At 36.6% G+C, this 23080-nt stretch carries 21 protein-coding genes and 3 tRNA genes; 7 read left to right on the forward strand and 17 right to left on the reverse strand.

Going from position 1 to position 23080, the window contains the following annotated elements:
* Positions 1 to 11: 11 nt before the first annotated feature.
* The 3 genes from HX004_RS13645 to HX004_RS13655 form a co-directional block, all read right to left on the reverse strand.
* The gene (locus tag HX004_RS13645; RefSeq protein ID WP_286443153.1) at positions 12 to 2372 is read right to left on the reverse strand and encodes a TonB-dependent receptor; all 2361 of its coding nucleotides are present in this window, start codon (positions 2370 to 2372) and stop codon (positions 12 to 14) included.
* A gap of 141 nt (positions 2373 to 2513) precedes the next feature.
* Entirely contained in the window at positions 2514 to 3236 is a 723-nt protein-coding gene (locus HX004_RS13650) for a DUF6796 family protein (RefSeq protein WP_286443155.1), read from the reverse strand.
* A 582-nt stretch (positions 3237 to 3818) separates the two neighbouring features.
* On the reverse strand, positions 3819 to 5162 hold the full coding sequence (locus HX004_RS13655; protein ID WP_286443157.1) for an MATE family efflux transporter: 1344 nt from the start codon (positions 5160 to 5162) through the stop codon (positions 3819 to 3821).
* Positions 5163 to 5366: 204 nt separating this feature from the next.
* On the opposite strand from HX004_RS13655, the gene HX004_RS13660 reads away from it, so the two are divergent.
* Entirely contained in the window at positions 5367 to 6356 is a 990-nt protein-coding gene (locus tag HX004_RS13660; protein ID WP_286443159.1) for a helix-turn-helix transcriptional regulator, read from the forward strand.
* A gap of 95 nt (positions 6357 to 6451) precedes the next feature.
* Here the strand turns inward: HX004_RS13660 and HX004_RS13665 are convergent, their stop codons facing one another.
* From HX004_RS13665 to HX004_RS13690, 6 genes are all read right to left on the reverse strand, one after another.
* The gene (locus HX004_RS13665) at positions 6452 to 7090 is read right to left on the reverse strand and encodes a helix-turn-helix domain-containing protein (RefSeq protein ID WP_286443161.1); all 639 of its coding nucleotides are present in this window, start codon (positions 7088 to 7090) and stop codon (positions 6452 to 6454) included.
* A gap of 390 nt (positions 7091 to 7480) precedes the next feature.
* The gene (locus HX004_RS13670) at positions 7481 to 8104 is read right to left on the reverse strand and encodes a carbonic anhydrase (RefSeq protein WP_286443163.1); all 624 of its coding nucleotides are present in this window, start codon (positions 8102 to 8104) and stop codon (positions 7481 to 7483) included.
* 2 nt (positions 8105 to 8106) lie between these two features.
* Positions 8107 to 9648, reverse strand: coding sequence for a SulP family inorganic anion transporter (locus tag HX004_RS13675; RefSeq protein ID WP_286443165.1), 1542 nt, complete (start codon positions 9646 to 9648; stop codon positions 8107 to 8109).
* Positions 9649 to 9766: 118 nt separating this feature from the next.
* Positions 9767 to 10072, reverse strand: a complete 306-nt coding sequence (locus HX004_RS13680) for a hypothetical protein (protein WP_286443166.1) — start codon at positions 10070 to 10072, stop codon at positions 9767 to 9769.
* A 333-nt stretch (positions 10073 to 10405) separates the two neighbouring features.
* Positions 10406 to 11152 carry an NUDIX hydrolase gene (locus tag HX004_RS13685; RefSeq protein ID WP_286443167.1) on the reverse strand — a complete coding sequence of 249 codons (747 nt, stop codon included), beginning with the start codon at positions 11150 to 11152 and terminating at the stop codon, positions 10406 to 10408.
* 602 nt (positions 11153 to 11754) lie between these two features.
* Complete coding sequence (locus HX004_RS13690) at positions 11755 to 12123, reverse strand: winged helix-turn-helix transcriptional regulator (RefSeq protein ID WP_286443168.1); 369 nt, start codon at positions 12121 to 12123, stop codon at positions 11755 to 11757.
* A gap of 321 nt (positions 12124 to 12444) precedes the next feature.
* On the opposite strand from HX004_RS13690, the gene HX004_RS13695 reads away from it, so the two are divergent.
* Positions 12445 to 13050, forward strand: a complete 606-nt coding sequence (locus HX004_RS13695; RefSeq protein ID WP_286443169.1) for a porin family protein — start codon at positions 12445 to 12447, stop codon at positions 13048 to 13050.
* 102 nt (positions 13051 to 13152) lie between these two features.
* The gene (locus HX004_RS13700; protein WP_286443170.1) at positions 13153 to 13845 is read left to right on the forward strand and encodes a porin family protein; all 693 of its coding nucleotides are present in this window, start codon (positions 13153 to 13155) and stop codon (positions 13843 to 13845) included.
* Between the two features lie 506 nt (positions 13846 to 14351).
* On the opposite strand, the gene HX004_RS13705 is transcribed toward HX004_RS13700, so the two are convergent.
* From HX004_RS13705 to HX004_RS13730, 6 genes are all read right to left on the reverse strand, one after another.
* Positions 14352 to 14425 (reverse strand) — tRNA-His (locus tag HX004_RS13705).
* 48 nt (positions 14426 to 14473) lie between these two features.
* Positions 14474 to 14547: transfer RNA gene (locus tag HX004_RS13710), tRNA-His, on the reverse strand.
* A gap of 48 nt (positions 14548 to 14595) precedes the next feature.
* Positions 14596 to 14669 (reverse strand) — tRNA-His (locus HX004_RS13715).
* A 72-nt stretch (positions 14670 to 14741) separates the two neighbouring features.
* On the reverse strand, positions 14742 to 15458 hold the full coding sequence (gene bshB1, locus HX004_RS13720) for a bacillithiol biosynthesis deacetylase BshB1 (RefSeq protein ID WP_286443171.1): 717 nt from the start codon (positions 15456 to 15458) through the stop codon (positions 14742 to 14744).
* A 9-nt stretch (positions 15459 to 15467) separates the two neighbouring features.
* Positions 15468 to 16523 carry an isochorismate synthase gene (locus tag HX004_RS13725; RefSeq protein ID WP_286443172.1) on the reverse strand — a complete coding sequence of 352 codons (1056 nt, stop codon included), beginning with the start codon at positions 16521 to 16523 and terminating at the stop codon, positions 15468 to 15470.
* Positions 16520 to 16969 (reverse strand): PaaI family thioesterase, encoded by a 450-nt coding sequence (locus HX004_RS13730; RefSeq protein WP_286443173.1) that lies wholly within the window; start codon positions 16967 to 16969, stop codon positions 16520 to 16522. Before HX004_RS13730 ends, HX004_RS13725 begins: the two co-directional genes overlap by 4 nt.
* Positions 16970 to 17157: 188 nt before the next feature.
* On the opposite strand from HX004_RS13730, the gene HX004_RS13735 reads away from it, so the two are divergent.
* From HX004_RS13735 to HX004_RS13750, 4 genes are all read left to right on the forward strand, one after another.
* Positions 17158 to 17730 carry an L-threonylcarbamoyladenylate synthase gene (locus tag HX004_RS13735; RefSeq protein ID WP_286443174.1) on the forward strand — a complete coding sequence of 191 codons (573 nt, stop codon included), beginning with the start codon at positions 17158 to 17160 and terminating at the stop codon, positions 17728 to 17730.
* 18 nt (positions 17731 to 17748) lie between these two features.
* Positions 17749 to 19185 carry a CCA tRNA nucleotidyltransferase gene (locus HX004_RS13740; RefSeq protein WP_286443204.1) on the forward strand — a complete coding sequence of 479 codons (1437 nt, stop codon included), beginning with the start codon at positions 17749 to 17751 and terminating at the stop codon, positions 19183 to 19185.
* 4 nt (positions 19186 to 19189) lie between these two features.
* Entirely contained in the window at positions 19190 to 20227 is a 1038-nt protein-coding gene (locus HX004_RS13745; protein ID WP_286443175.1) for a COX15/CtaA family protein, read from the forward strand.
* A gap of 231 nt (positions 20228 to 20458) precedes the next feature.
* On the forward strand, positions 20459 to 20899 hold the full coding sequence (locus tag HX004_RS13750) for an adenylyltransferase/cytidyltransferase family protein (RefSeq protein WP_286443176.1): 441 nt from the start codon (positions 20459 to 20461) through the stop codon (positions 20897 to 20899).
* Positions 20900 to 21248: 349 nt separating this feature from the next.
* On the opposite strand, the gene HX004_RS13755 is transcribed toward HX004_RS13750, so the two are convergent.
* A complete protein-coding gene (locus tag HX004_RS13755) occupies positions 21249 to 21497 on the reverse strand; it encodes a hypothetical protein (protein WP_286443177.1) in 249 nt (82 codons plus the stop codon).
* Positions 21498 to 21819: 322 nt separating this feature from the next.
* Positions 21820 to 22065, reverse strand: a complete 246-nt coding sequence (locus tag HX004_RS13760) for a hypothetical protein (protein WP_286443178.1) — start codon at positions 22063 to 22065, stop codon at positions 21820 to 21822.
* Positions 22066 to 23080: the final 1015 nt, after the last annotated feature.

Raw genomic sequence — 23080 nt, forward strand, 5'->3', positions numbered from 1 at the left:
GTGTGCATAGATTAATTGAGTTTATAATTGAACTTCAGATAGAAACTTCTACCTGCTTTTTGAATTTTGTAATAATCATATAAATCTTGATTCAACAGATTTCGTCCTTCCACACCAACGGACCATCCACTAGAGGGCCATTCATAAACCAAGCCAGCAGCTAAGGAGGTTTGATCGGGAACCACATTTTTCACATCTCCTTTACTACTTCCAAATAAACCGAGAAAACCACTGGGTTCCATCGATTTATCAATGGGTTGAATGTAAAACTCACGCACAAAGTTTAGATGCGCATAAAGTGTGAAGACGTCCTGAGTAGTAAAAAGAGCGTTGAATTTATGTTCCGCCCCAATATTGGCAAAAAAATAAGGAATATTAGGTACGCGATTGCCTTTGAGCCATTGATCAGCAATATTTTCAAAACGACCGTAGCGAATACTTTGCCAGGTAAAATTGCTAAAAAGTTTGGTCGTTGGTGTCAATTTAAAGGACACATCTCCTTCAAAACCATAACCTTGGGCGCGTTCCTTATTGACAAAGAGTGACAAAGGTGGACTTCCAGCCGTTAAGACGATAATATCTTTGGTTTGGCGATAAAATCCATTCAAACTAGCCTCCCATCGTCCTCCTTGTTTATCAATTCCTAGATTGAAGTTTAAACTCTGTTCGGGTTTCAGGTCAAAATTAGAAGCTATAAAAAGATTATCACCAAAAAGCTCACTATATCCAGGTAATCGACGGGCATGTTCAACAGAAAATCTCAAATTAACGCTGTTGTTCAAGCGGTACTTCGCCGCCATAGCCCATCCCCAATCCGTATTGGCAGTAGTGTGGAGCTCTTTCGATCTCCAATCCACTTGATACGCAGTATTGAGTCCTTCACTGGAGTACTGATAGTGTTTCAGTACTAAAATCGTTTCCAATCGAGTAGATAACCATTGACTCGTTAACCCTAAAGCCACTACATTTTTTTTGTAATAAGAAGGAACTTCAATAAGGGGTTGTTGAGTATCTTCAATTCTTTTACCATAACTATCTGTACCCACTCTTTTGTTATACGTATACGTATTGTTCAGCCAGAACTGTTGGTTTTTATCCCACTGAAATCCAACCAATGTTCGACTAGTAAAAAACGTCATATCAATTGCTGCTTGTGTAGGATGATCCCCTTCTCCTCTAAAGCCTCTAGGAGAAAACTCTCCCAACCAAGAATAACGCCCTTGAAGGGTATCTATCGTTTTGCTTTTCACTACATTATAAGCAAAGAATTGGTCAATAGATAGTTTGTCTTGTGCAAATTTCTTTTTATAACGCAAGGAAGGTATCCAACTGTGCTGACGATCTTCAATTCCCCCAAAGGGAGTAAGCATGGTTGTTGGACTGTGTTGAATTTGTTTATCTAAGGTGTAATAATTCAACTCCAACTGCAAAAGATCTGCTATTTTCAAGTGTTTTGCGCCCACGTAAACACTGGTAGTATACTGTTTAAATCTATTGTGAAACAAACGCACTTTTCCAACTTCTTGTGCCAGTTCAGGGTCTGGTGTATTGATTTTATAATCGTTATCAGCATAATTAGAGAAAAATTCCCCTCCTATATAAAAATGTTCATTGAGGTTATAATGTCCGCGTACTGCAGTACGCCAAGTATTAAACGAACCATATTCTCCTGAAATCCTTAAGCTATTTGCTTGGTTAGTATTGGAGACAAAATTAACCGCTCCACCCAAGACGTCGCTAGCTAAATAAACGGGAATCACCCCTTTATACACCTCTACTTTATTCAATACATCCAAGGGAATGGTAGAGAGTGTATAGGAATTTCCTAAGTAATTAATTGGAATTCCATCTTTAAAATAGCGAATCGCGTGACCTTGAAACCCATTGATGTTGACATGAGTCTCCCCTCCCAATCCACCACTTGCTCGAACGCGTACCCCTGTGGTGCGATTCATAACATCTTCCAAAGACACCGGGCGTACCACTTGACTCTTGGTATCAACCTCCAAGGCGCGTATGATTCCTCTATTTACTTCCCCCTGTTCCGCTCTCTTAGCAATCTGAATATCCGCTAATACCGTTCCCTCTTTTGTTAACCTCAAAATACGAGAGCTACCATTGGATAGCTGAACTTCTTCTTGTAAAGGCAGGTATCCTTCCGCATAGACCACAACATACCCTCTTTGCTCTTCCTTTACTTCTAAATCTACACGCCCTGCAACATCAGCAGTATAGGCGACTTGATTAAAATAGAGCACAGCGCCTTTAATCGATTGAGATTCTTGGTTTTCAATCGCAAATGAAACTTTATGCTGGGCTACTAAAGCACTTGTTGAAAGAAATACACTGTATATAAAAAGTTTGCGTAACACCCTTGTTATTTATATTAAGTTTAAATAAAAACAAAAGTATACTAAAAAAGGATATAAACTAGAATAATTCTAAATAATAATTAACAAACCGCAAGTTGTGAATTGCTATTTCCCAGTCCTTACTCCTGAATGAAAGATTCGTTACGCCATTTCCTTCGCTGTTTTTCTAAAAAAGACGAACAGTAAAATAAAGAAAATCAAGTAAGCGATATTAAATCCCGCGGCACTAATCCACGATTTTAGTAGTGAATCGGGCAACATGAATTTAATGGGTTGTTGATAGAGGGTAATAAAAACGGGCGAAATAAAGCCCACCCATTTAGGAAGTATCGTTTTACCCATAAATACGAAGATCGAAAATAACAACCAACCCAATAAGAGTACAGCAATAGCTGTTCCCCAAGCGATATAAAGTACAGTTGTAAATCCTTCAGCCATTTCAATTAAGTAAGGATGTGCTACAGGATCCGTGTGATAAATAGCTTTGAACAGTTCCCCACTATAATAAAAATCTGCATGTCCAAGCGGCATTAAAACCACACTGATGACCAAAATAAAATACGTAATCCAGGCATAAGGTTTCGTTTTATCCTTAAAGAACTGATAAGCTAACCATACGGCAGGCAGAAAAAGAAACGCAGACATAGACGCAATCAAGGCTCCCCACATGAGGCGTTGAGTAGACCCTTCAATCATTAAAAGTGCCAAAGTAGTATCTAATTCATTAGCGTACGTATCCGTAAATAAAGGATATTTTGTAGAATCGACATAAAACCCTACAATGAGAATATCTCCAATTACCCAAAGAAGAGAAGCTACAAGAGCAGCGATAAAAGACCATTTAATTTTTGTAGAATAATTCATTTTTTTGTGTTTTTGTTTATTTGCTTTTTTGTTTTTTCGCAAGTTGTTTTTTTGTTAGATTATCGATTAAAGAAAATGTATCCTCAAAATCAGAAAATTTAACTGATAACTGATAACTGATAACCGATAACCGATAGATTTGCTTTTTTGTTTTTTCGCAAGTTGTTTTTTTGTTAGATTATCGATTATAGAAAATGTATCCTCAAAATCAGAAAATTTAACTGAAAACTGATAACTGATAACCGATAACCGATAGATTTGCTTTTTTGTTTTTTCGCAAGTTGTTTTTTTGTTAGATTATCGATTATAGAAAATGTATCCTCAAAATCAGAAAATTTAACTGATAACCGATAACTGATAACTGATAACTGATAACCGATAACCTTTAGATTTGCTTTTTTGTTTTTTCGCAAGTTGTCTTTTTGTTAGATTATCGATTATAGAAAATGTATCCTCAAAATCAGAAAATTTAACTGAAAACTGATAACCGATAACCTTTAAATTTGCTTTTTTGTGTTTTTGTGCTTTTGTGCTTTTGTCAGATTATCGATTAAAGAAAATGTATCCTCAAAATCAGAAAATTTAACCGTTAACGGTTAACCGCTTAACACTTCGTCTTACCGCGTAGAGAATAAGCCCGAAAACGATCCAGTCAATGGCTGCACTAGCCCAATAGATACTGCTAACACCGAGTACTCCTGGAACAAAAAGCATAATGGGAATATAAAATACGACTTGACGAAGCAGACTGATGAAGGTAGCAGGTTTAGCATCTTCGATAGCCGGGAACCATACCATAGCCATAAATACAAAAGGCAAGACGAGTAAGACACTCATATAGATTCGGAAATCAAAAAGCTGATCGCTTAAAAATTCTGTATGTGGAATCATTACTGCAAGCACACCTGAAGGATAGAGCATTACGAATAACCAAAAGGGCAAGAGAATAGCCAACCCTGCAAAAGAGAACAAGCGATAGGCTTTACTACTTCGATCATAGTTTTTGGCTCCATAATTCATTCCCGCAACGGGTTGTAGTGCCCGCATCAGCCCCCATAAAGGTGTATTCAGTAAAATATAAAAGCGATTCACAGCGGTAAAAAAAGTAATATCCGCATCGGTTCCATATTTCGCGAGTGCATTAAAGACGACGATATTTTGAATGACAATCATCACCATCATAATAAAACCGGGCATACCTAGAGAAAGGGTTTCCTTTACAATCGCTGTATTGCGTTTTATCGACCAGAATTTAGTATAAAAAGAAGCTTTACCACCAGCATAATACCAAACGCCTAAAAGCGTATACACCATCATAGAGATATTGGTTGCCCATGCGGCTCCCGCCACTCCCCAACCTAATGTATCAATAAAAATAGGTTTTAATGCTAAATCCACTAAAAGTCCAATGGCAATCATCCAAGCTGCCGTTTTCATTCTTCCCTCCGCGCGGATAATCATATTAAGTGCTAACCCGTGAATCCAAAAAAAACTCCCCAAGATTGTAGCTTGAAAATACTCCACCCCTAACGTTAGAATTTCACCTCTACCTCCCATCATATAGACCAATTCTTCTGCGAAAATATAACAGGGCAAGGTTAATCCGATAGAAAAAAGTAAGGTTAAATAGTTCACTGTTCCCATCGCCTTTTCCAGCTTACTCGTATCTTGTCCGCCAATCCAAATACTAATTGCTGAACCAATTCCCGTACCTATCAACGTACCAAATCCCTGTGCAAATTGCGCTAAAGGATAGGCAATCCCCACTGCGGCTAAGGCAGTATTACTGATGAGATGTCCGACGAAAATACCATCTAAGAAATTATTCAATCCGTACATCACCATAGCCACCACAGCTGGCCAGGCTAAATGCCACATGACGGTGGGCAGTTTTCCTTCTAAAATAAGTTGTTTTTGCTTGTCCATATCTTATACTTAAATCTGTTCTTTCATCAATCCGATATCATCATCTATTTTCATAATTCCTTTCTAACAAGCATTTATAAAAAACGTCCACCTTATTAAGATTGATTCTAAACAATTAATATATTTGCAAAGATAGCGGGCGAATATTCCCCTGATGTTTCAAATACGGATAAAAATGTCCGTCAAAAAACCATACTTGAGCTTATGACTTTACGATTATATGACCTTAAACACAAACATATTATAGTTGAAAAAGAGTACCCTACCTCCTTTTTTGATACGCCAGATGGAACTGTAAAAGAAAGTATTACCCATCTAGATTCCTTTATGGGACGAGGTTATTACAAGGAAATATACTTTGATGGTGTTCATATCGGAATTGGAAATGTTCGTCTAACACAGCCCGTATTATTGGGTTTTGAAAGCGATTTTGAAACCATCGAAATGCACTTTACACTGAAAGGATCCAGCAGGGCACAGACCTCTCAATTTGATCAACCTATCAGCTTTGACGCTCATTCTCACAACATTTTATACACCAATGGATTAGGAGGAAGAATGCAATGGGAAAGTGAAGATTTTCACTTGTGTGAAATCAACTTAAGACCTGAATTCTTCAAGCGTTTTCTTCCTAGTGATCATCACTTATTTGATCGCTTTCGCCAGGCAGTTGAAAAGGGAAAATCGAGTTTATTGCATCCTGAACATCACATCATCAACCACGAAATGCATCAAATCCTAAATCAAATCATTCACTGTGATAAGAAAGGGATTTTCAAACGTCTTTTTTTAGAGGCTAAAGTTATCGAACTTCTGCTCTTACAGTTGGAGCAATTTTATGGAGAATCTCCCTACCAAGGATCTTTAAAGAAACAAGACCTAGACAAGATTTATGCTGTTCGCGATTTTATGCTTGACAATTTAGATTGTACTTACTCCCTTGTCGATTTAGCCCATCAAGTAGGAACCAATGATTTTGTGTTGAAAAAGGGATTTAAAGAATTATTCGGAACAACGGTCATTTCGTTTTGGACCAATCAAAAGCTGGAATATGCCAAAAAGTTATTAACCGATAACAACCTCAATATCAGTGAAATTTCAGACAGTATCGGCTATAAAAACCAGCGCCATTTTTCTACAGCTTTCAAAAAAAAATACGGCGTATCACCAAGTGTTTACATGCGTGGGGTGTGAGGTGTTTGGTTAGACGGTGTGGTGGTGAGGATGATTAAAAACGACTTCGTTTTATTAGGCACAGGACCCTGTGCCCCTACGATCCTCTTTCCTCTTTAGTATTCCACTAAACTTTTGACATGAGGTAAAAAGATAGCGCGAACAACAAAAGCTTCGCGGATTTCTCCTACAGATAGCGTTACACTTTCAAAAGCGGGATTATCACTAACAAATAAAAGTTTACCATTGTCCAATACCCGTTTAAAACGATGGTATAAAATACCGCGATTCTCCACAATCAAAACATACATATACCAAGGTTTTAGCGCTGTAGGATCAACTTTTATTGACAAGAGATAAGAGCTTACTTTTAGGGTAGGATACATATTCTCCACACCAATTTGAAAACCTATAGTAACTTCCTCTTCCGTTGGAAAAACACAAGCTGGAGAAGAAGCCAAACACTTTTCAGGATTAATAAAATACTCAATATGTTGATTGACACTAATCATTTTTACCACTCGATTATCTAAATCAGCCTTGTAAACTGAATTGGGATGAACCAAGAACAAATCGTTCAAATCAATTTTATGCTCTTTACAAATCTCAATAATTTTATCATAACGCAAAGTCTCCCTTACCTTCCATGACGATAAAGTATTGGGTTTAATTTCCAACAAATTAGCTAATTCCAAATCTGTTTTAAATCCCAGTAACTGTTTTAATCGTTTGATTATGTCGTTCGCTTGTAACATAGTTTCCTCTATTAATAATTAAACAAGTGTAAATGAATGCATTAAAACCAAGTATTAAAGCTTTAATCTCAACACAATCGCAAATTCCAAACAAAAAGTAAATACTCAATCATAACGGCGAATTTATTATCCAATAAATATAAATATCCCAAATAATAGAAATAACGCCAATATTTTAACAGTTTAAATAAACGATTAAAAATACAAAAAAATCGCAAAAAACAATATTTAATTAAAATAAAATTCACAATACGTGTATTTTTTTCTTTCTACTTTATGGTATTGCTGTATTGCTATTCCTTTTTAAACCCAACAAGAAGATTTAATGCGATAAACAATAAAAAAGCCCCTACAAGGGGCTTTTCAACGTTAACAAAGTATAACGATATACTAACAAATCAGTTCTACTTTTCCACTAACCACATCGTAATAACCACCCACAACGCCAATTTGACCATCTTCAATTAATTGAGTTAAGGCTGGACTAACGCGTTGAAGCTGTGCTACAATAGAACGAACATTCTCCATGGTAACTAATTCAACTAGTTCCGATTGACTTAATTCTTTATCTTGGTTCTTCTCGCGTACTTTTTCAACAATAGGATGGATGCGTTCTAGGATTGTGTCTAATTTACCTAAACTAGTGTGATTACAAGCACCTGTTACTGCTCCACATCGGCTATGTCCTAAGACGAGAATTAGCTTACTACCCACAACTTGACAAGCATATTCCATACTGCCGATGACTTCATCAGTCAATACGTTACCTGCTATTCTCAAACTAAAAATATCTCCAATTCCTTGATCTAATACATGTTCTAATGGAGCTCGACTATCCATACAACTCAAGATTACCGCATGGGGATGTTGACCATCTTTGGTTTCTTGGAGTTGATGTAAAAAGTTTCTATTGAATTTTAAATTGTTAACAAAGCGGTTATTCCCTTCTAATAAAAGGTTTAAACTTTGCTCTGGTGTTGTATTTGCTAATATTTCTTTTGTAAATGAGTTCATAATTAGATCGTTTTGCGATGTGATAAAATAAGATTTGACTGCCCTTGGCTGATTTGAATGGATTTATGAAATCCCGTTGTAGTAATTGCGATATTCTTTTCCTTGGCTTTTTCGTTGATAAACGATTGAATCATTTCTAGAACATCCATATGGATATACCCCATTTGCTTGGCTTGAATCGCCAAATGGCAATTATCTGGTAATTGGTGTAACTTATTTTTAATTGCGGTTTTATTAAAGAAAGATACCTCTTGTGCTAATGTTAGTGTATAGACGAGTTGTTCATCCTTAACCGTATGTTGCATAGAAAAAGCCTTTCGAACATTTCCCAACAATAAAAAGGCGATACTCACGAGCATTCCCGCTAAAACTCCCATAAGTAAATCGGTTGCAACAACCATAACTAATGTTACAATAAAAGGAGCAAATTGCGTATAACCTTTATGCCAGAAATGGAGTAAAACAGCAGGTTTTGCTAGGTTATATCCCACCAAGATTAGCACGGCTGCTAAAGAAGCTAATGGAATCATATTCAGCACAAAAGGCAGTGCTACAACAGCCAACAGGAGAAATACTCCGTGTATAATGGCAGAGGCTTTGTACAATCCTCCTGCATTAACATTAGCAGATGATCGCACTACTACAGAAGTCATAGGTAATCCTCCAATCAAGGAGCTGATAATATTACCTATTCCTTGTGCTTTAAGTTCGCGATTGGTATCGGTATGTCGTCTTAAAGGATCGAGGCGATCCGTTGCTTCAATACACAATAAAGTTTCAATAGAAGCAACAATGGCAATGGTTCCTGCTACAACCCATACCGTAGGATTAGTCAGTCCAGTCCAATCTGGAAAAACGAAAAGCGAACCAATGGATGAAAGTCCATCTAATACGGGAATAGCCACAACTTGAGAGGCGCCGATTGCCCATGAACTATCGGTATAAATCCACAATTGATTGAGTATAATACCTACTGCTACAACAACTAGAGCTGCGGGTAAAAAGGTCATTTTCTTCAACCTTTTACTCTTGTTCCACCCGATTAAAATAGCCAATGAGAGTAGAGTCATCAAAAGAGTTCCTTTGTGAATAGAAGTGAAATTTTGAACCTCACTAAAGGCGTTGACCCCAAGAGCTAAAGGCAATTGTTTGATTACAATTACGACTCCAATTCCGGCCAACATCCCTTCTATCACACTAGACGGAAAGAAGTTTGCTATAGTTCCCGCGCGTAAAAATCCTAAAATTAATTGAATAATCCCAGCAAGGATTCCAGCAGTCAGCAAAAGTTGAAAGGATCCTAACTCACTAATAGCGGCTAAGATAATAGCGGCTAATCCCGCTGCAGGACCACTTACACTAACGTTGGAATTACTGAGAAATCCAACGATTACACCCCCTACTATTCCAGCGATAATTCCCGCAATTGGAGGAGCACCCGAAGCTAGCGCAATTCCCAAACAAAGCGGAAGTGCGACTAAAAAGACCACAAGGCCTGGAGCAACACTTGGTTTAAGCGTTGCCAAATTTATATTGAATTTCATTTTTTGTTTACTTAAAATTAGTTTACGGTTAACAGTTTCTGGTTAAAAACATATTCGGTCGTAAGAAAAAATATTCTTACAACAAAAAAATCACTGATCCTTGATCACTGATAACCAATTAAGCAACAAAAAATTCTGGAGGGGGGGATAAAACGTCGAATTCTAAAGATTCGTACACTAATTTCAATTGTGCATAATGAAGTCCAGATTCCTCTCTATCTTGAAATAGAAAATCATCTTGAAAAGGATGTAACCCATGGAAGTGTCCTTTTTCTTCTTCCTCTGCATTAGTAATGGGTTTTTTATTTTCTTCCGAAATCGTCAGCATAGGAATATCTAGCTCAATGCCAGCTAACACCGCAATAGTGGGTGTAGCAATAAAATTGACAAAGAAAAACAAGACTACTAGTGCTGCGTATTTCATAGCAACAAAAATATTTTTTTTTCAAAAAATACAAGCATTTGAGTTGTTAATTTTATTGTAAATAGTTATCGGTTATCAGTTAACGGTTAAATTTTCTGATTTAAGAATACATTTTCTTTAATCGACAATCTGACAAAAACACAAAAAAGCGAAAAAACGAAAAAGCAACTTGCAAAAAAGCGCAAGAACAACAACTTTACAACAAGCAACGATCAAACAAAAAATCAAATACCTTTAAAACCCCTGGAACGGGTATTTGATGTTGGAGATATTCTTCTTTGGTAAAATATTGTATTCCTCCGATTTCATTTGCAATAGTAATCACATCCGCTGCTAATTCGTATAAAAAAAACTTGTAAAAAGAATATTTTTTTTCTCTCCATAAGCAGGAGCTACAATGTGTGTTAGATACGAAAGTCGTTCAGGCTGTAGAATGAGAGATAGTTCCTCTTCAATTTCGCGTATCAATGCCTCTTGACTATTTTCGCCTGCATCTATTTTTCCACCAGGAAGATACCAAGCCTGTTTATTTTTACTAAAGGCCAACAAAAGTCGATGGTCTTTTATGCACACCAATCCAGCAGTAGGCAGATTTATCCACGGTTGATCCACTACCGCAAGGTAGTATTCTACAGCGTCATTTTGATTGTGGAGAACATTGGATGGTTTTCCACCTAATGTTTCATACCACGCTTGTCTTGCTGGTGCTGACACAACAGTTAAATAACTAAACGAAGCCTCGAGCGCCTTTCTTTGAATAGACTCCCACAGCAATAGTAAATTATGTTGTCTTTGCACTATGTTAGTTTCAGGCAACTGTTTTGTGGATGAAAGGTAAAAACTAGTCAATTGTGCCCCATAGCCCAATGAACGAAACGCAAAACACCCCCAAAGGGATTCATTTAAGTAAACCAAATAAAACTGATTTTGCTGAATTAATTCAAAGATTTCTATCGACTTATCTTTCTTTTCGTATGATTCTATCGCGCTCATCGCTTCTGCATCAATCAGAAAGTTTTGAATTTGTTCGATAGCTTGAGTTGTAGCTGGTACAATATGGAGTTGGATTAACGGAGACATAGCTTTTCAATTTACTGACATATCTTACAAAGAATCGAAATTAAAAAGAAAAAGCAGGACAATTACACATCCTGCTTTTTCTTTTTCATAAATTTTTCTTGTATACTAAAAACAACTTGTTTTTAGTAAGGTTTTTTAACTTGAAAGTATAAGGTACTATTTCGAAACAACAAACAATTAAACAGAACTCCTATTATTCCTTATCAAATTAAAAACTTGAAATTCACTACTTGCAAATCACGATATCCTTTCTTCTGCCTTACTAAAAAAAAGGAATAATCTGCTTCGAAATGAACTTCTACTCATTTATTTAATTCCCTAACAAAGGAAATAACATTCTAGGTAATAAACAAGAAAAAAATTCAACGTTATTCTTTTTTAGTTTTAATTTAATACTATAAAAAAAATTAATGAAATAAATCTTACTCAAGGCCAATAAAATTAGATATAACACAATAAAACCAAAAAAAAAATATTCTTTTTACAAGTTTTTTTTATCCAAATTGGCATACATCTGTGCTTTTTCTTCTTTTTTTTATGTATTTATCTTCTTCCCTTCACCTTGTAGTAGCACAACTACTAGCTTTTTTGAGACTATTCGGTTATTTATAATCCTTTGCTTGCGAATTGTCTTCCGGATTAGGTGTTTGTTGATCCAACAAAACTTCCCCCCATCGATTAAGTTGTTTCAAAACCTCAACAAGTGCTATTCCTATAGGGGTCAATGTATATTCAACTCTAGGAGGAACCTCATCAAAACGCGTTTTATTTAAAATACCCACATCTTCTAATTCTTTGAGTTGTTGATTGAGTACTCTCCGATCAACTGTGGCAATTCCCCTCAAAAACTCACTGGGCCTTTTTTCTCCTTCATTGATTCGCCAAATAATGGGAATTTTCCATTTTCCACTGATTGCTTTTACCGCATATTCAAGTGGACATACTTTTTCTGTGATAATTTGTTTTTGCATCGCTCTATTTCTCTTACTTACAAAGATGTCATTAAAAATTTAATAATCACGTCTCCTCCTCCTCTTCTTTTTCTAAAAGTAGCGGAGTAAGTACCAATTCAACGAGCAAAAATAAAAAAAGTAATCTTATAATTACTTCTTATTCCCTTATTGGAGATTTAATAATGCTAAATATACGTATTAATAGTATAGAAATCACATTTTTTTATCATTTCACTTTATTTTTTGAAAAATTATACAAATCATATTTATTTTCATTTTTAATTAGAAATATATTTAATACTTTTAGCATGAATTTAACCTTATAAATACACAATACACATGAAGAAAATTACTATGAGCCTATTGGCTATTTTCGCTTTCAGCGGAGCTGCATTAGCACAAACTCCAGATGTTAAAATTGGAGCAAAAGCAGGTTTGAATATTTCAAACGTTTCTGATATAGATGACTCAAAAAGCAAAACAGGATTTCACGTAGGAGCTGTAGCAGAAATTTTCATCAACGAAAAATTCTCAATTCAACCAGAGCTTCTTTACTCTACTCAAGGAGCTAAAGCTTCACAAAAAGAGACTTTTATGGGGCAAACTTTTACATTGGATAGCACACTAAAATTAGACTACATCAACATTCCTATCATGGCAAAATACTATATCATTGATGGATTAAGTGTACAAGCAGGTCCTCAAATTGGTTTTTTAGTAAAAGCTGAAACGAAAGACAAATTCCAAGGTGAATCTGAAACTACAAATGTAAAAAGTGAAACTCAAAAAGTTGATTTTGGCTTAAACTTTGGAGCTGGTTATGAATTACCTATGGGTCTTTTCTTTGATGCACGCTATAACTTAGGTTTAACTAAAATAAACAAGGAAGGCGATAACTCTTTAAAAAATAGAGTCATTCAAATTTCGGTAGGATATAAATTCTAAAAAAAACGAAAGAGGATAATCAACATTATCCTCTTTTTTTTACCCTTACAACCTTTGTTCTAAAAAACAAGAAGAAAAGTTAAAATAAAATCACCATTACCAATGAAAAAAATAACAACTAGCCTATTAGCTATTTTTGCTTTTAGTGTTTTGTCTCATGCACAAACAACAGATAAACCAGACACGCCAGAAGTGAAATTCAGAGTTAAATCTGGTTTAAATATTTCAAACTTCTCCAATGATCCCGAAAGCAAAAGCAAAACGGGTTTTCACCTGGGAGCTGCAGCTGAAATCTTTATAACAGATAAATTCTCTATCCAACCAGAGCTTCAGTATTCAACGCAAGGAGCCAAAGCCAAAAGTAGTGCGTACGATGATTATGAATATGAATATGATTATGACTATGATGATTATGATGATTATGGCTATTATTATGACTCTGGCTATCAAATTTCAAAAATGGTTGCTAAATTAAATTACCTCAACATTCCTATCATGGCTAAATACTATATTGCGGATGGTTTGAGTATTCAAGCAGGTCCACAGCTAGGGTTTCTTCTCAAAGCTAAAGCTGAAATAGATGTTAAAATCGAGAATGAAAAAACAACTATAACTAAAGATATCAAATCCTCAGTAAATAAAGTTGACTTTGGTTTAAACTTTGGCGTAGGATATGATCTACCTATTGGTTTATTCTTTGATGCTCGTTACAACCTTGGTTTAACAAACTTCAATAAAGAAGGAGATAAAATTCAACACCGCGTATTCCAATTAGGTGTAGGCTATAAATTTTAATTGATTATCGGTTATCGGTTATCGGTTAGGAGTAAATGATCTAAATAGGATGATTTACTCCTAACTTTTTTTGTGTTATTATGAGTTGGTGAAATCGAAACGTAGTGAAAATCGTAACACAGTGGAGATTCATCGAACTCCAAAACAAAATATAAAATAGGTGAGATATATTCATCGAACACTAAAACCAAATCGTAACGCAGTGGAGATTCATCGAATACCAAAACAAAACATAAAATAGGTGAGATATATTCATCGAACACTAAAACCAAATCGTAACGCAGTGAAAATCGTAACGCAGTGGAGATTCATCGAACTCCAAAACAAAATATAAAATAGGTGAGATAAATATAAACTAGGTGAGATAGTTGGTGTGATGGTGAGAAGGGCACTCATAACCGATAGTTGGTGAGGAGGGTGTGGTGGTGAGAATGACACTCATAACCGATAACTCATAACCGATAATAAAAAAAGAGAGAATGATTACTCATTCTCTCTTTTTTTAGGGTGATTAATGGGGTTCGAACCCACGACCTTCGGAACCACAATCCGACGCTCTAACCAGCTGAGCTATAACCACCGTGTATATTTTTTAAGGTGTTTCAATACATTCACCTAGTTCTTTTTGGGTGATTAATGGGTTTCGAACCCACGACCTTCGGAACCACAATCCGACGCTCTAACCAGCTGAGCTATAACCACCGTGTATATTTTTTAAGGTGTTTCAATACATTCACCTAGTTCTTTTTGGGTGATTAATGGGTTTCGAACCCACGACCTTCGGAACCACAATCCGACGCTCTAACCAGCTGAGCTATAACCACCGTATTTGTCTTATTTTGACGCTTGCAAAGGTAGCCATATTTCCTTATGTTGCAAGCATTTTTTGAAAAATTTTACATCAAATCATCTAAACGATTGACAGCCAAATATCTTTCTACTGTAAATCCTTCTGCGTGTTCTCTATTAATCAAGCGCCCTAAATCCTGAGCGCGATACACAATACTGTCCAAGAAATTTTTGGAAGTAATTGGTGTTGAGGGCTCTTTGGAGTTTACATCATAAAATTGGGTACCATACGCTAAAACCGCTTCCATTTTTTGATCAATGAATCCTGTAACATCTACGACAAAATCAGGTTCAATATTTTTCCATTGAATATAGTGATACACTACTTTTGGACGCCATTCCTCCTGCTCTACTCCATTTAGCGCAGTTTCAATACGCCTCAACCCTGCTAAAAAACAAGCATCAGAAACTAATTTACTTCCTTTTCCATGGTCAATATGTCGGTCGTCAATCGCATTACACAAGACAATCTCTGGTTTGTACTTGCGAATCATTTTAATTACTTCCAATTGATGTGCCTCGTCATTGACAAAAAAACCATCGCGAAAACCTAAATTCTCACGTACTACTACTCCCAAAACCTGAGCTGCTGCTGCCGCTTCTTGTGCGCGAATTTCGGCACTTCCTCTTGTTCCTAATTCACCGCGGGTTAGATCGACAATCCCCACTTTCTTTCCTCCGTGAACTTCTTTGGCTAAGGTAGCTCCACATCCCAATTCCACATCATCTGGATGAGCCCCAAAGGCTAATATATCTACTTTCATGCTTAATACTTAAAATAAAACTTTCTTCATCGTGGTGGATTTATTAACGGTTTCGATAAACTCACTCGTTGGATCGCTATCTTCCGTTACACCACATCCGATATATAAATTTACGTGTTCTTTTTCAATTTCCATACACCTTAAGTTTACAAACAGGCGACTATGTTGTGAATTTTCAGCGATCGGAACATTCAACTCTCCCAAATAACCAGCATAATACTTACGCGAATATCCTTCTTCATGAAGTAGGAAATCTCGACTAACATCTTTAGGCATTCCACAAACTGCAGGCGTTGGATGCAAGGCTTCTACGATTGTTTGTACATCAACTTCTTTCAGCTCTGCTTCTATATTCGTACAGATGTGCATTACCTTAGCGGCTCGTTTAGTAAAAGGCTCAGACACCTCAATATGTGTACTCAACGGCTGTAATTTCTCTACAATAAACTCTGTGACATAGCGCTGCTCTTCTCGTTCTTTCTCCCCCCAACGCACTTCATCTTTACCGTGATTTACCTGCGTACCTGCCAAAGCCATGGTATGCAATACCTTACCTTTTAACTCCACGAGTGTTTCTGGTGTTGCCCCCATCCACAAACCTATTTGTGGGTGGTATATCACATAGCAAAATGCCTCTGGATAAGCCACCAGCAACTTGGTAAACAGCGATTGAATTTCCGTTACTTCAACAGCAACTTCTTCTTTTCTCGCTGGGACAACTTTGCTAAACTGTCCATTTTTGATTGCTGTTACACAACGACCAACTAAATGCTCAAAATTAGCCTTAGCTGGTTGTGCCTCATAATCTAAATCAAAGGCAGCAAAATCAACGGCCTCTACAGGGATCTCTTCCTCTATCTTATCGGCATGAGCCAAGGGTATATAAAAGCGAATGCCTTCGTGAAAAGGCGCTAATATGAATCCAGATTCGGTAAAATGTTCTACTTGGTGTAGGGTATTATCGCGTTGAAACAAGCCGATGACTTGGGTTTGACCTGGTTTTTTATAGAGCACATAGGGTTTATCTGCTGCTATATGTTGGGTCCATGTCTCGTATAATCTCATTCCGCTTTATTTTTATCAATTACAATATTGGTAATCTTACAGACAGACAGCAATACGTCATTTTCATCTGTAATTTTAATTTCCCATAAGTGTAATGTACGTCCACGGTGTACTAATCGAGCCGTTCCCGTGACCAACCCTGCTCTTTTGCTGCGCACGTGATTGGCTGATATTTCAATTCCTCTTATTTCTTGTTGAGTAGGATCAATGAGCATTAGAGATGCTCCACTTCCTAGACTTTCGGCCAGGGCCACCATTGCGCCACCATGTAGTAAACCTGCTGGTTGATGTACGCGTTCGTTTACAGGCATCGTTGCCACTAAAAACTCAGGTCCTGCATCTATATATTCAATTTGCAATGTCTCCATTAAAGTGTGCTTACACACTTTAGCATACATGGCTAATACCTCTTCTTTATTAAAGTCCTTTCTTCTTTTCACATGCATAATATAACTAATTTTAGGCGTCTTAAAAGTAAGCCAAAAAAGATGCACTTCCCTTAAAAATATTATAATTCTTTCTTTTTTGAAAGTGCTACTGTATTTCTTCTGTCTCAAGGCTCCCGTGTATCCTATTTTTTTAGTATTTTTAAGCCCTTCAAATAAAGAACCAATTTTATTGTAAGGAGACTAAAATGGAAGACATCCAAAAAGAAGTTCACAAAGCTTTCGAAGTAATTAAGAATGGCGGTATCATTTTGTATCCCACAGACACCATTTGGGGGATTGGCTGTGATGCAACAAATTCAGAAGCCATCAAAAAGATATATCAATTAAAACAACGTGCGGAGAGCAAGAGCATGATCGTCTTGGTTAATGGCGATCGCCTTTTACATCGCGTATTTAACAATATACCCGAGGTAGCGTGGGAGATTCTCGAATTTAGCGATAAACCGACCACCTTAATCTTAGACAACCCCAAAATGGTTGCCCCCGAAATTATCGCCTCTGATAATTCACTGGGTATGCGCATTGTCAAAGATCCATTTTGTTATAATTTGATTGAGCGCATGAAGGTTCCTTTAGTTTCCACATCGGCAAACCTAAGTGGATATCCTTCGCCTCAGAACTTTATGGACATCGATTTACGCATTCTTGAAGGCGTTGATTATGTGGTAAACCTCAGACAAGAGGAAACCAAACCAATCAAACCTTCCACTATCATTAAATTAAAAGAAAACGCACAGGTAACAATTATACGCAAATAAGCTGTGCCATTTGACATTATGACCCAAGAACATCCAACCTATAAAGAAGCACTACAACATCCCATTTTTGAGATTATTACCCAAGCGGCAGCAAACCTAGAGGTAGACGCTTATGTAATTGGCGGTTTTGTACGCGATTTTTTACTGCAAAGAGATTCAAAGAAAGACATTGACATTGTGGCTGTGGGCAGCGGCATTGCCTTAGCTTTAGAAGTATCAAATTTATTGCCAAATCATCCTAAAGTACAGGTTTTCAAAAACTATGGTACGGCTATGTTGCGCTATGATGACATTGACATTGAATTTGTGGGTGCCCGAAAAGAGTCGTATCACTTTGACAGTCGCAAGCCTGTAGTAGAAGATGGTACCTTAGAAGACGATCAAAACCGAAGAGATTTCACCATTAATGCCTTGGCCCTTTCGCTAAGTAAAGCTACCTATGGACAACTCATTGACCCGTTTAACGGCAGTGAGGATCTACAAAACAAAATCATTCGCACTCCATTAGATCCAGATATTACCTATTCTGACGATCCATTGCGCATGATGCGTGCCATTCGATTTGCTACGCAACTCAACTTTGTCATAGAAGAAGATTCGCTAGCCTCAATTAAACGCAATTGTGAGCGCCTTCAAATTATTTCAGGGGAACGCATTGTGGATGAATTAAACAAAATACTACAAGCGGAAGTTCCGTCAAAAGGCTTTTTATTGCTATATCAAACGGGATTACTCCACTTAATTCTACCTGAGTTGATTGCCCTAAATCAAGTAGAAGAAATAGAAGGACATACGCACAAAAACAATTTCTATCACACCCTTGAGGTAGTTGATAATATTGCGCGCAATACAGACGATGTATGGTTGCGTTGGGCCGCTTTATTACACGATATTGGCAAAGCACCAACCAAGCGTTTTTCTAAAAAACAAGGCTGGACATTTCACGGGCATGAATTTTTGGGAGGCAAGATGGTAAAAAATATCTTTACTCGTTTGCACATGCCTTTAAATCAGAAGATGAAATTTGTGCAAAAAATGGTGATGATGAGTTCACGTCCCATTGTTTTGTCTCAAAAAGAAGTCACTGATTCGGCTGTACGCCGTTTGGTATTTGATGCAGGAGAACACGTAGAGGACTTGATGACTTTGTGTGAGGCAGATATTACAACAAAGAATCCGAATAAATTTAAGAAATACCACAACAACTTTCAAATGGTACGCCAAAAGATAGTAGAAGTGGAAGAAAGAGATCACGTGCGCAACTTCCAACCACCTATTACAGGAGAAGAAATCATGGAGTTGTTCAACCTACAACCTTGTAGAGAGATTGGCACGTTGAAAGAGGCAATCAAAGAAGCTATTCTAGAGGGGGTTATCCCGAATGAATACCAGGCTGCCTACGACTTTATGCTTGAAAAGGCAACTAAAATGGGACTAACAATTGTAAATAAATAATACTATGAAAAGCTCTTTTTTACCTTTAGCAAAACTATCCCTGGTATTGGTATACCTGGTGATTTTTGCAGGGGCGGCAGTTCGAATGACAGGTTCCGGAATGGGATGTCCTGATTGGCCGAAGTGTTTTGGTTACTATATTCCTCCAACCGACGAGGAAGTACTAACTTGGCAGCCCGACCGAGAATACAAAAAGGGACAAATGATTATTCACGATGAAGCGCTTTGGAAAGCCAAAGAAACCTTCACCACCCCATCAACGTATGACGAAGCACATTGGGAGAAGTACACCAAACACGACTACGCTAAATTTAACCCTAAACACACCTGGACAGAGTACATCAACCGACTTTGTGGTGCCGTGGCAGGAATAGGGTGTTTAGCCTTAGCCATTGCATCCTTTGGTTATTGGAAAACCAGAAAGAAATTAGTCTTCGCTTCTTGGCTTGTAGTATTCCTTATGGGATTCCAAGCGTGGTTGGGGGCAACTGTGGTTTATTCGGTATTAAACCCACTTAAAATCACGGTACACATGGTTATGGCTTTGGTTATTGTCGCCTTGTTGATTAACATCATCAAAGTGGCGAAAAACAAAACCGAAATAAAAAAATACAATGCAACTTTCCGCGCTCTAACAGCCATTACCTTATTGTTAACTTTGGTTCAGGTAGTATTGGGAACACAGGTTCGCGAATTTGTAGATGAACAAGTAAAAGCAGGAATTACCAATGAATACCTTTGGTTAAACACACCTACCTTAGACTTCTACATTCACCGTAGTTTCTCTATACTGGTATTCGTACTCAACTTCTATTTGTTTTTCTTGAATAACAAATTGAATCTAGGTTTCTCTAAAGTAAAATGGGTTGCTATTCTTTTAGTTTTAGAGATTCTAACGGGTATATTAATGCAGTATGCACATTTCCCATTTGGCACACAAGCCGCTCACTTAGTGATTGCCTCTATCCTTTTTGGAGTACAGTATTATTTATTCTTAGAAGCTAGAAAATGCTACTATAGCGGAAAAAGTTCACTTGATTAGCATTTCAAACAATATAAAGTAAAAAAAGGCGTTTTTTAAGTAAATTACAAAAACGCTTTTTTTATGCCTATTTACAACCTTTATTACTAAAACAAAGCTAATATTCCCTTAAATCATTTGGAAGTTAGGTTAAAAAGCTTGTAAATTTGGCAGATTAATAAAAGTTTCTTCTGTATTGTATTGCATCTTACCAAGGCATTTGTACAACAATAAACTTTTAACCCCAATGCTATGACAACAAAAAAAATTGGTATTACATTTAGCTCATTTGACTTGCTACATGCAGGCCATATCAAGATGCTAGAAGAGGCAAAACGCCAATGTGATTATTTAATCGTAGGATTACAGACTGATCCTACCATTGACCGACCAGAAAAGAACAAACCTACTCAAACTGTAGTAGAGCGTTATATCCAACTGAAAGGTTGTAAATTTGTAGATGAGATTGTTCCGTATACCACTGAACAAGACTTAGAAGATATCCTACGCGCTTTCCATATTCATGTGAGAATTTTAGGAGATGAATATGCGGAGAAAAACTTCACCGGCAGAAAATACTGTGAAGAAAAGGGAATCGAATTGTATTTCAATTCTAGAGATCACCGTTTTTCTAGCAGTTCGTTGCGCAAAGAAGTAGCAGAAAAAGAAAATGGCAAAGTAATCGCCATGTAAGAAAAACGATAGTATACGGTTACAGCTCTACGCTTACCGATGAATATCAAATAAAAAGAAACCATTCCTACAGAGGGATGGTTTTTTGCATTTAGGTCATTGTATGATCATTAATTATCAACTAAGAAAGAAGAATCAAATACAATTAGACTATTCACAAAAAAACCCGCTCTAGGAAAGTAAGCCAGAGCAGGTGTGATAAATACGGTACAAGATCATTCGATATATCTTATTTTATAAGATCATCATAGTAAGGATCGGTAATAACAATTTAAGAATCTCCAATTTTGTTCAAATACCTCGAATTTTCCTTTTTCCTTATTTACCTAGGTGTAAACAAAAACAAATTTTATTTTGAAGGCCTTACCACATAATAGAGCACACTTTTCTTAAAGAATAAGAAGCGTTTTACTGTGCGTTCCTCTCTTTTGATGATGTAATCCTCTTGGATTAGGCGATAATGTAAGCCTTTGGGCAGTGTTGACAAAGTAACATAATTCTGTCCCTGCTTTTTCTCTTTTTCTAGTAAGAGTAAAAACTGATCAAAATCATCAGAACATTCTGACAATTTCAATTGTTCAAATGCTGATTCTAACATTTTATTAATATTTTCGTTTTAGTAAGATGTTGTAAATATATCAAATAAAACGATAAAATCAATGTTTTTCTCAAGAAAATAAGGTGATTTGTAATAAATTCACAAAAAAACCAACAAAATACCACTTTAACAAAAAACTAACAATATTTCATTACAATTCCACTTGTATTTTGATTTATCTAAGCCTTTTGTGATCATTTTTTATCTTTTATTAATCATACGCCCTATACCTTATTTAGGATAACCATTCCTAAGTAGAAAATAATGCATAATGTATAAATTAAAAAACACCATTCACTATTTTCTACTCCTTCCCCATTCCTCATTCATGACTTACCTCAAAATAATACTCCGTCTTTTTAAAAAAGAAGAAGTGTCTACTCGTTTTCTCTATGCGCTTAATCGTATAATTTTCTTGTATCAAGCGATAGTGTAAGGCTACTGGAATCGACGATAATAAGAGGTAGTTTTTTCCTAGCTGTTTCTCTTTTTCCAACAAAACTAAAAACTCCTCATACCAATCGTCCTGTTTCAATGATTCCAAATGTAAAACAATTGAATCTATCATTTTTTTTAGTTTTATATCGTTAAATACATTGCAAATATATCAACAATTGCATAAAAAACAAATAATATTATTATAAACAAAGCAAAAACAATCAATTATCAATCAATAAAAGCAAAAATATTCACGTTTTATTATTAAAAAATTATCCTTTTTAAAACAATTACAACTCAATTTATAAAAAAACACAGAAAAACTGCCTTTTCATTAAACAAAACATAAAAAAACAAAGCGCAATTCACTCAAAAACAATCACTTACATCTCATAACACGATATAAGCACACGCTTCTTCCTCTTTATTCACCTCTTGTCCTAAATTTGTTTTGTATTCTGCACAAGTTGTAGATAATTTGAACACTCTGAGGCAACGAAGGGTCGCATCTCGCGCTCACATCATACTGCGGAGTAACAGGCGTTGAGTAACAGATGCGACCTATCTCACCGAGTTTATATTTGTTTTTGTATTCGATGAATCTACGCTGCGCTACGATTTCTCCTACGTCGAGGTGACATGACGAGCGTGAATGACGAGCGTGAATGACGGGTGTTGAACACACACAGTACCCACACACAGTACCCACACACAGTACCCACACACAGTACCCACACACAGTATGTCACCCTGAGGCAACGAAGGGTCGCATCCCGCGCTCACAGCATACTGTGGAGTAACAGATGCGACCTATCTCACCGAGTTTATATTTATCTCATTAGGTTTATGTTTTGGTATTCGATGAATATATCTCACCTATTTTATATTTTGTTTTGGAGTTCGATGAATCTCCACTGCGTTACGATTTTCACTACGTTTCGATTTTATTTTGGAGTTCGATGAATCTACGCTGCGCTACGATTTCTCCTACGTCGAGGTGACATGACGAGCGTGAATGACGAGCAAGAGTAACAGGCGTTGAGTAACAGATGCGATTTCTCCTTCGTCGAAATGACATGACGGGCGTTGAGCATACTCAATACCCACACACAGTATGTCACCCTGAGGCAACGAAGGGTCGCATC

This window comes from Myroides sp. 1354, from assembly GCF_030324495.1.
Taxonomy (GTDB): domain Bacteria; phylum Bacteroidota; class Bacteroidia; order Flavobacteriales; family Flavobacteriaceae; genus Flavobacterium.

What these genes read in the sequence shown, in the direction of transcription:
- HX004_RS13650 (WP_286443155.1), bottom strand. Translation starts at nt 3,236, where the DNA reads ATGAATTATTCTACAAAAATTAAATGGTCTTTTATCGCTGCTCTTGTA.
- HX004_RS13655 (WP_286443157.1), bottom strand. Translation starts at nt 5,162, where the DNA reads ATGGACAAGCAAAAACAACTTATTTTAGAAGGAAAACTGCCCACCGTC.
- HX004_RS13660 (WP_286443159.1), top strand. Translation starts at nt 5,367, where the DNA reads ATGACTTTACGATTATATGACCTTAAACACAAACATATTATAGTTGAA.
- HX004_RS13665 (WP_286443161.1), bottom strand. Translation starts at nt 7,090, where the DNA reads ATGTTACAAGCGAACGACATAATCAAACGATTAAAACAGTTACTGGGA.
- HX004_RS13670 (WP_286443163.1), bottom strand. Translation starts at nt 8,104, where the DNA reads ATGAACTCATTTACAAAAGAAATATTAGCAAATACAACACCAGAGCAA.
- HX004_RS13675 (WP_286443165.1), bottom strand. Translation starts at nt 9,648, where the DNA reads ATGAAATTCAATATAAATTTGGCAACGCTTAAACCAAGTGTTGCTCCA.
- HX004_RS13680 (WP_286443166.1), bottom strand. Translation starts at nt 10,072, where the DNA reads ATGAAATACGCAGCACTAGTAGTCTTGTTTTTCTTTGTCAATTTTATT.
- HX004_RS13685 (WP_286443167.1), bottom strand. Translation starts at nt 11,152, where the DNA reads ATGTCTCCGTTAATCCAACTCCATATTGTACCAGCTACAACTCAAGCT.
- HX004_RS13690 (WP_286443168.1), bottom strand. Translation starts at nt 12,123, where the DNA reads ATGCAAAAACAAATTATCACAGAAAAAGTATGTCCACTTGAATATGCG.
- HX004_RS13695 (WP_286443169.1), top strand. Translation starts at nt 12,445, where the DNA reads ATGAAGAAAATTACTATGAGCCTATTGGCTATTTTCGCTTTCAGCGGA.
- HX004_RS13700 (WP_286443170.1), top strand. Translation starts at nt 13,153, where the DNA reads ATGAAAAAAATAACAACTAGCCTATTAGCTATTTTTGCTTTTAGTGTT.
- bshB1 (WP_286443171.1), bottom strand. Translation starts at nt 15,458, where the DNA reads ATGAAAGTAGATATATTAGCCTTTGGGGCTCATCCAGATGATGTGGAA.
- HX004_RS13725 (WP_286443172.1), bottom strand. Translation starts at nt 16,523, where the DNA reads ATGAGATTATACGAGACATGGACCCAACATATAGCAGCAGATAAACCC.
- HX004_RS13730 (WP_286443173.1), bottom strand. Translation starts at nt 16,969, where the DNA reads ATGCATGTGAAAAGAAGAAAGGACTTTAATAAAGAAGAGGTATTAGCC.
- HX004_RS13735 (WP_286443174.1), top strand. Translation starts at nt 17,158, where the DNA reads ATGGAAGACATCCAAAAAGAAGTTCACAAAGCTTTCGAAGTAATTAAG.
- HX004_RS13740 (WP_286443204.1), top strand. Translation starts at nt 17,749, where the DNA reads ATGACCCAAGAACATCCAACCTATAAAGAAGCACTACAACATCCCATT.
- HX004_RS13745 (WP_286443175.1), top strand. Translation starts at nt 19,190, where the DNA reads ATGAAAAGCTCTTTTTTACCTTTAGCAAAACTATCCCTGGTATTGGTA.
- HX004_RS13750 (WP_286443176.1), top strand. Translation starts at nt 20,459, where the DNA reads ATGACAACAAAAAAAATTGGTATTACATTTAGCTCATTTGACTTGCTA.
- HX004_RS13755 (WP_286443177.1), bottom strand. Translation starts at nt 21,497, where the DNA reads ATGTTAGAATCAGCATTTGAACAATTGAAATTGTCAGAATGTTCTGAT.
- HX004_RS13760 (WP_286443178.1), bottom strand. Translation starts at nt 22,065, where the DNA reads ATGATAGATTCAATTGTTTTACATTTGGAATCATTGAAACAGGACGAT.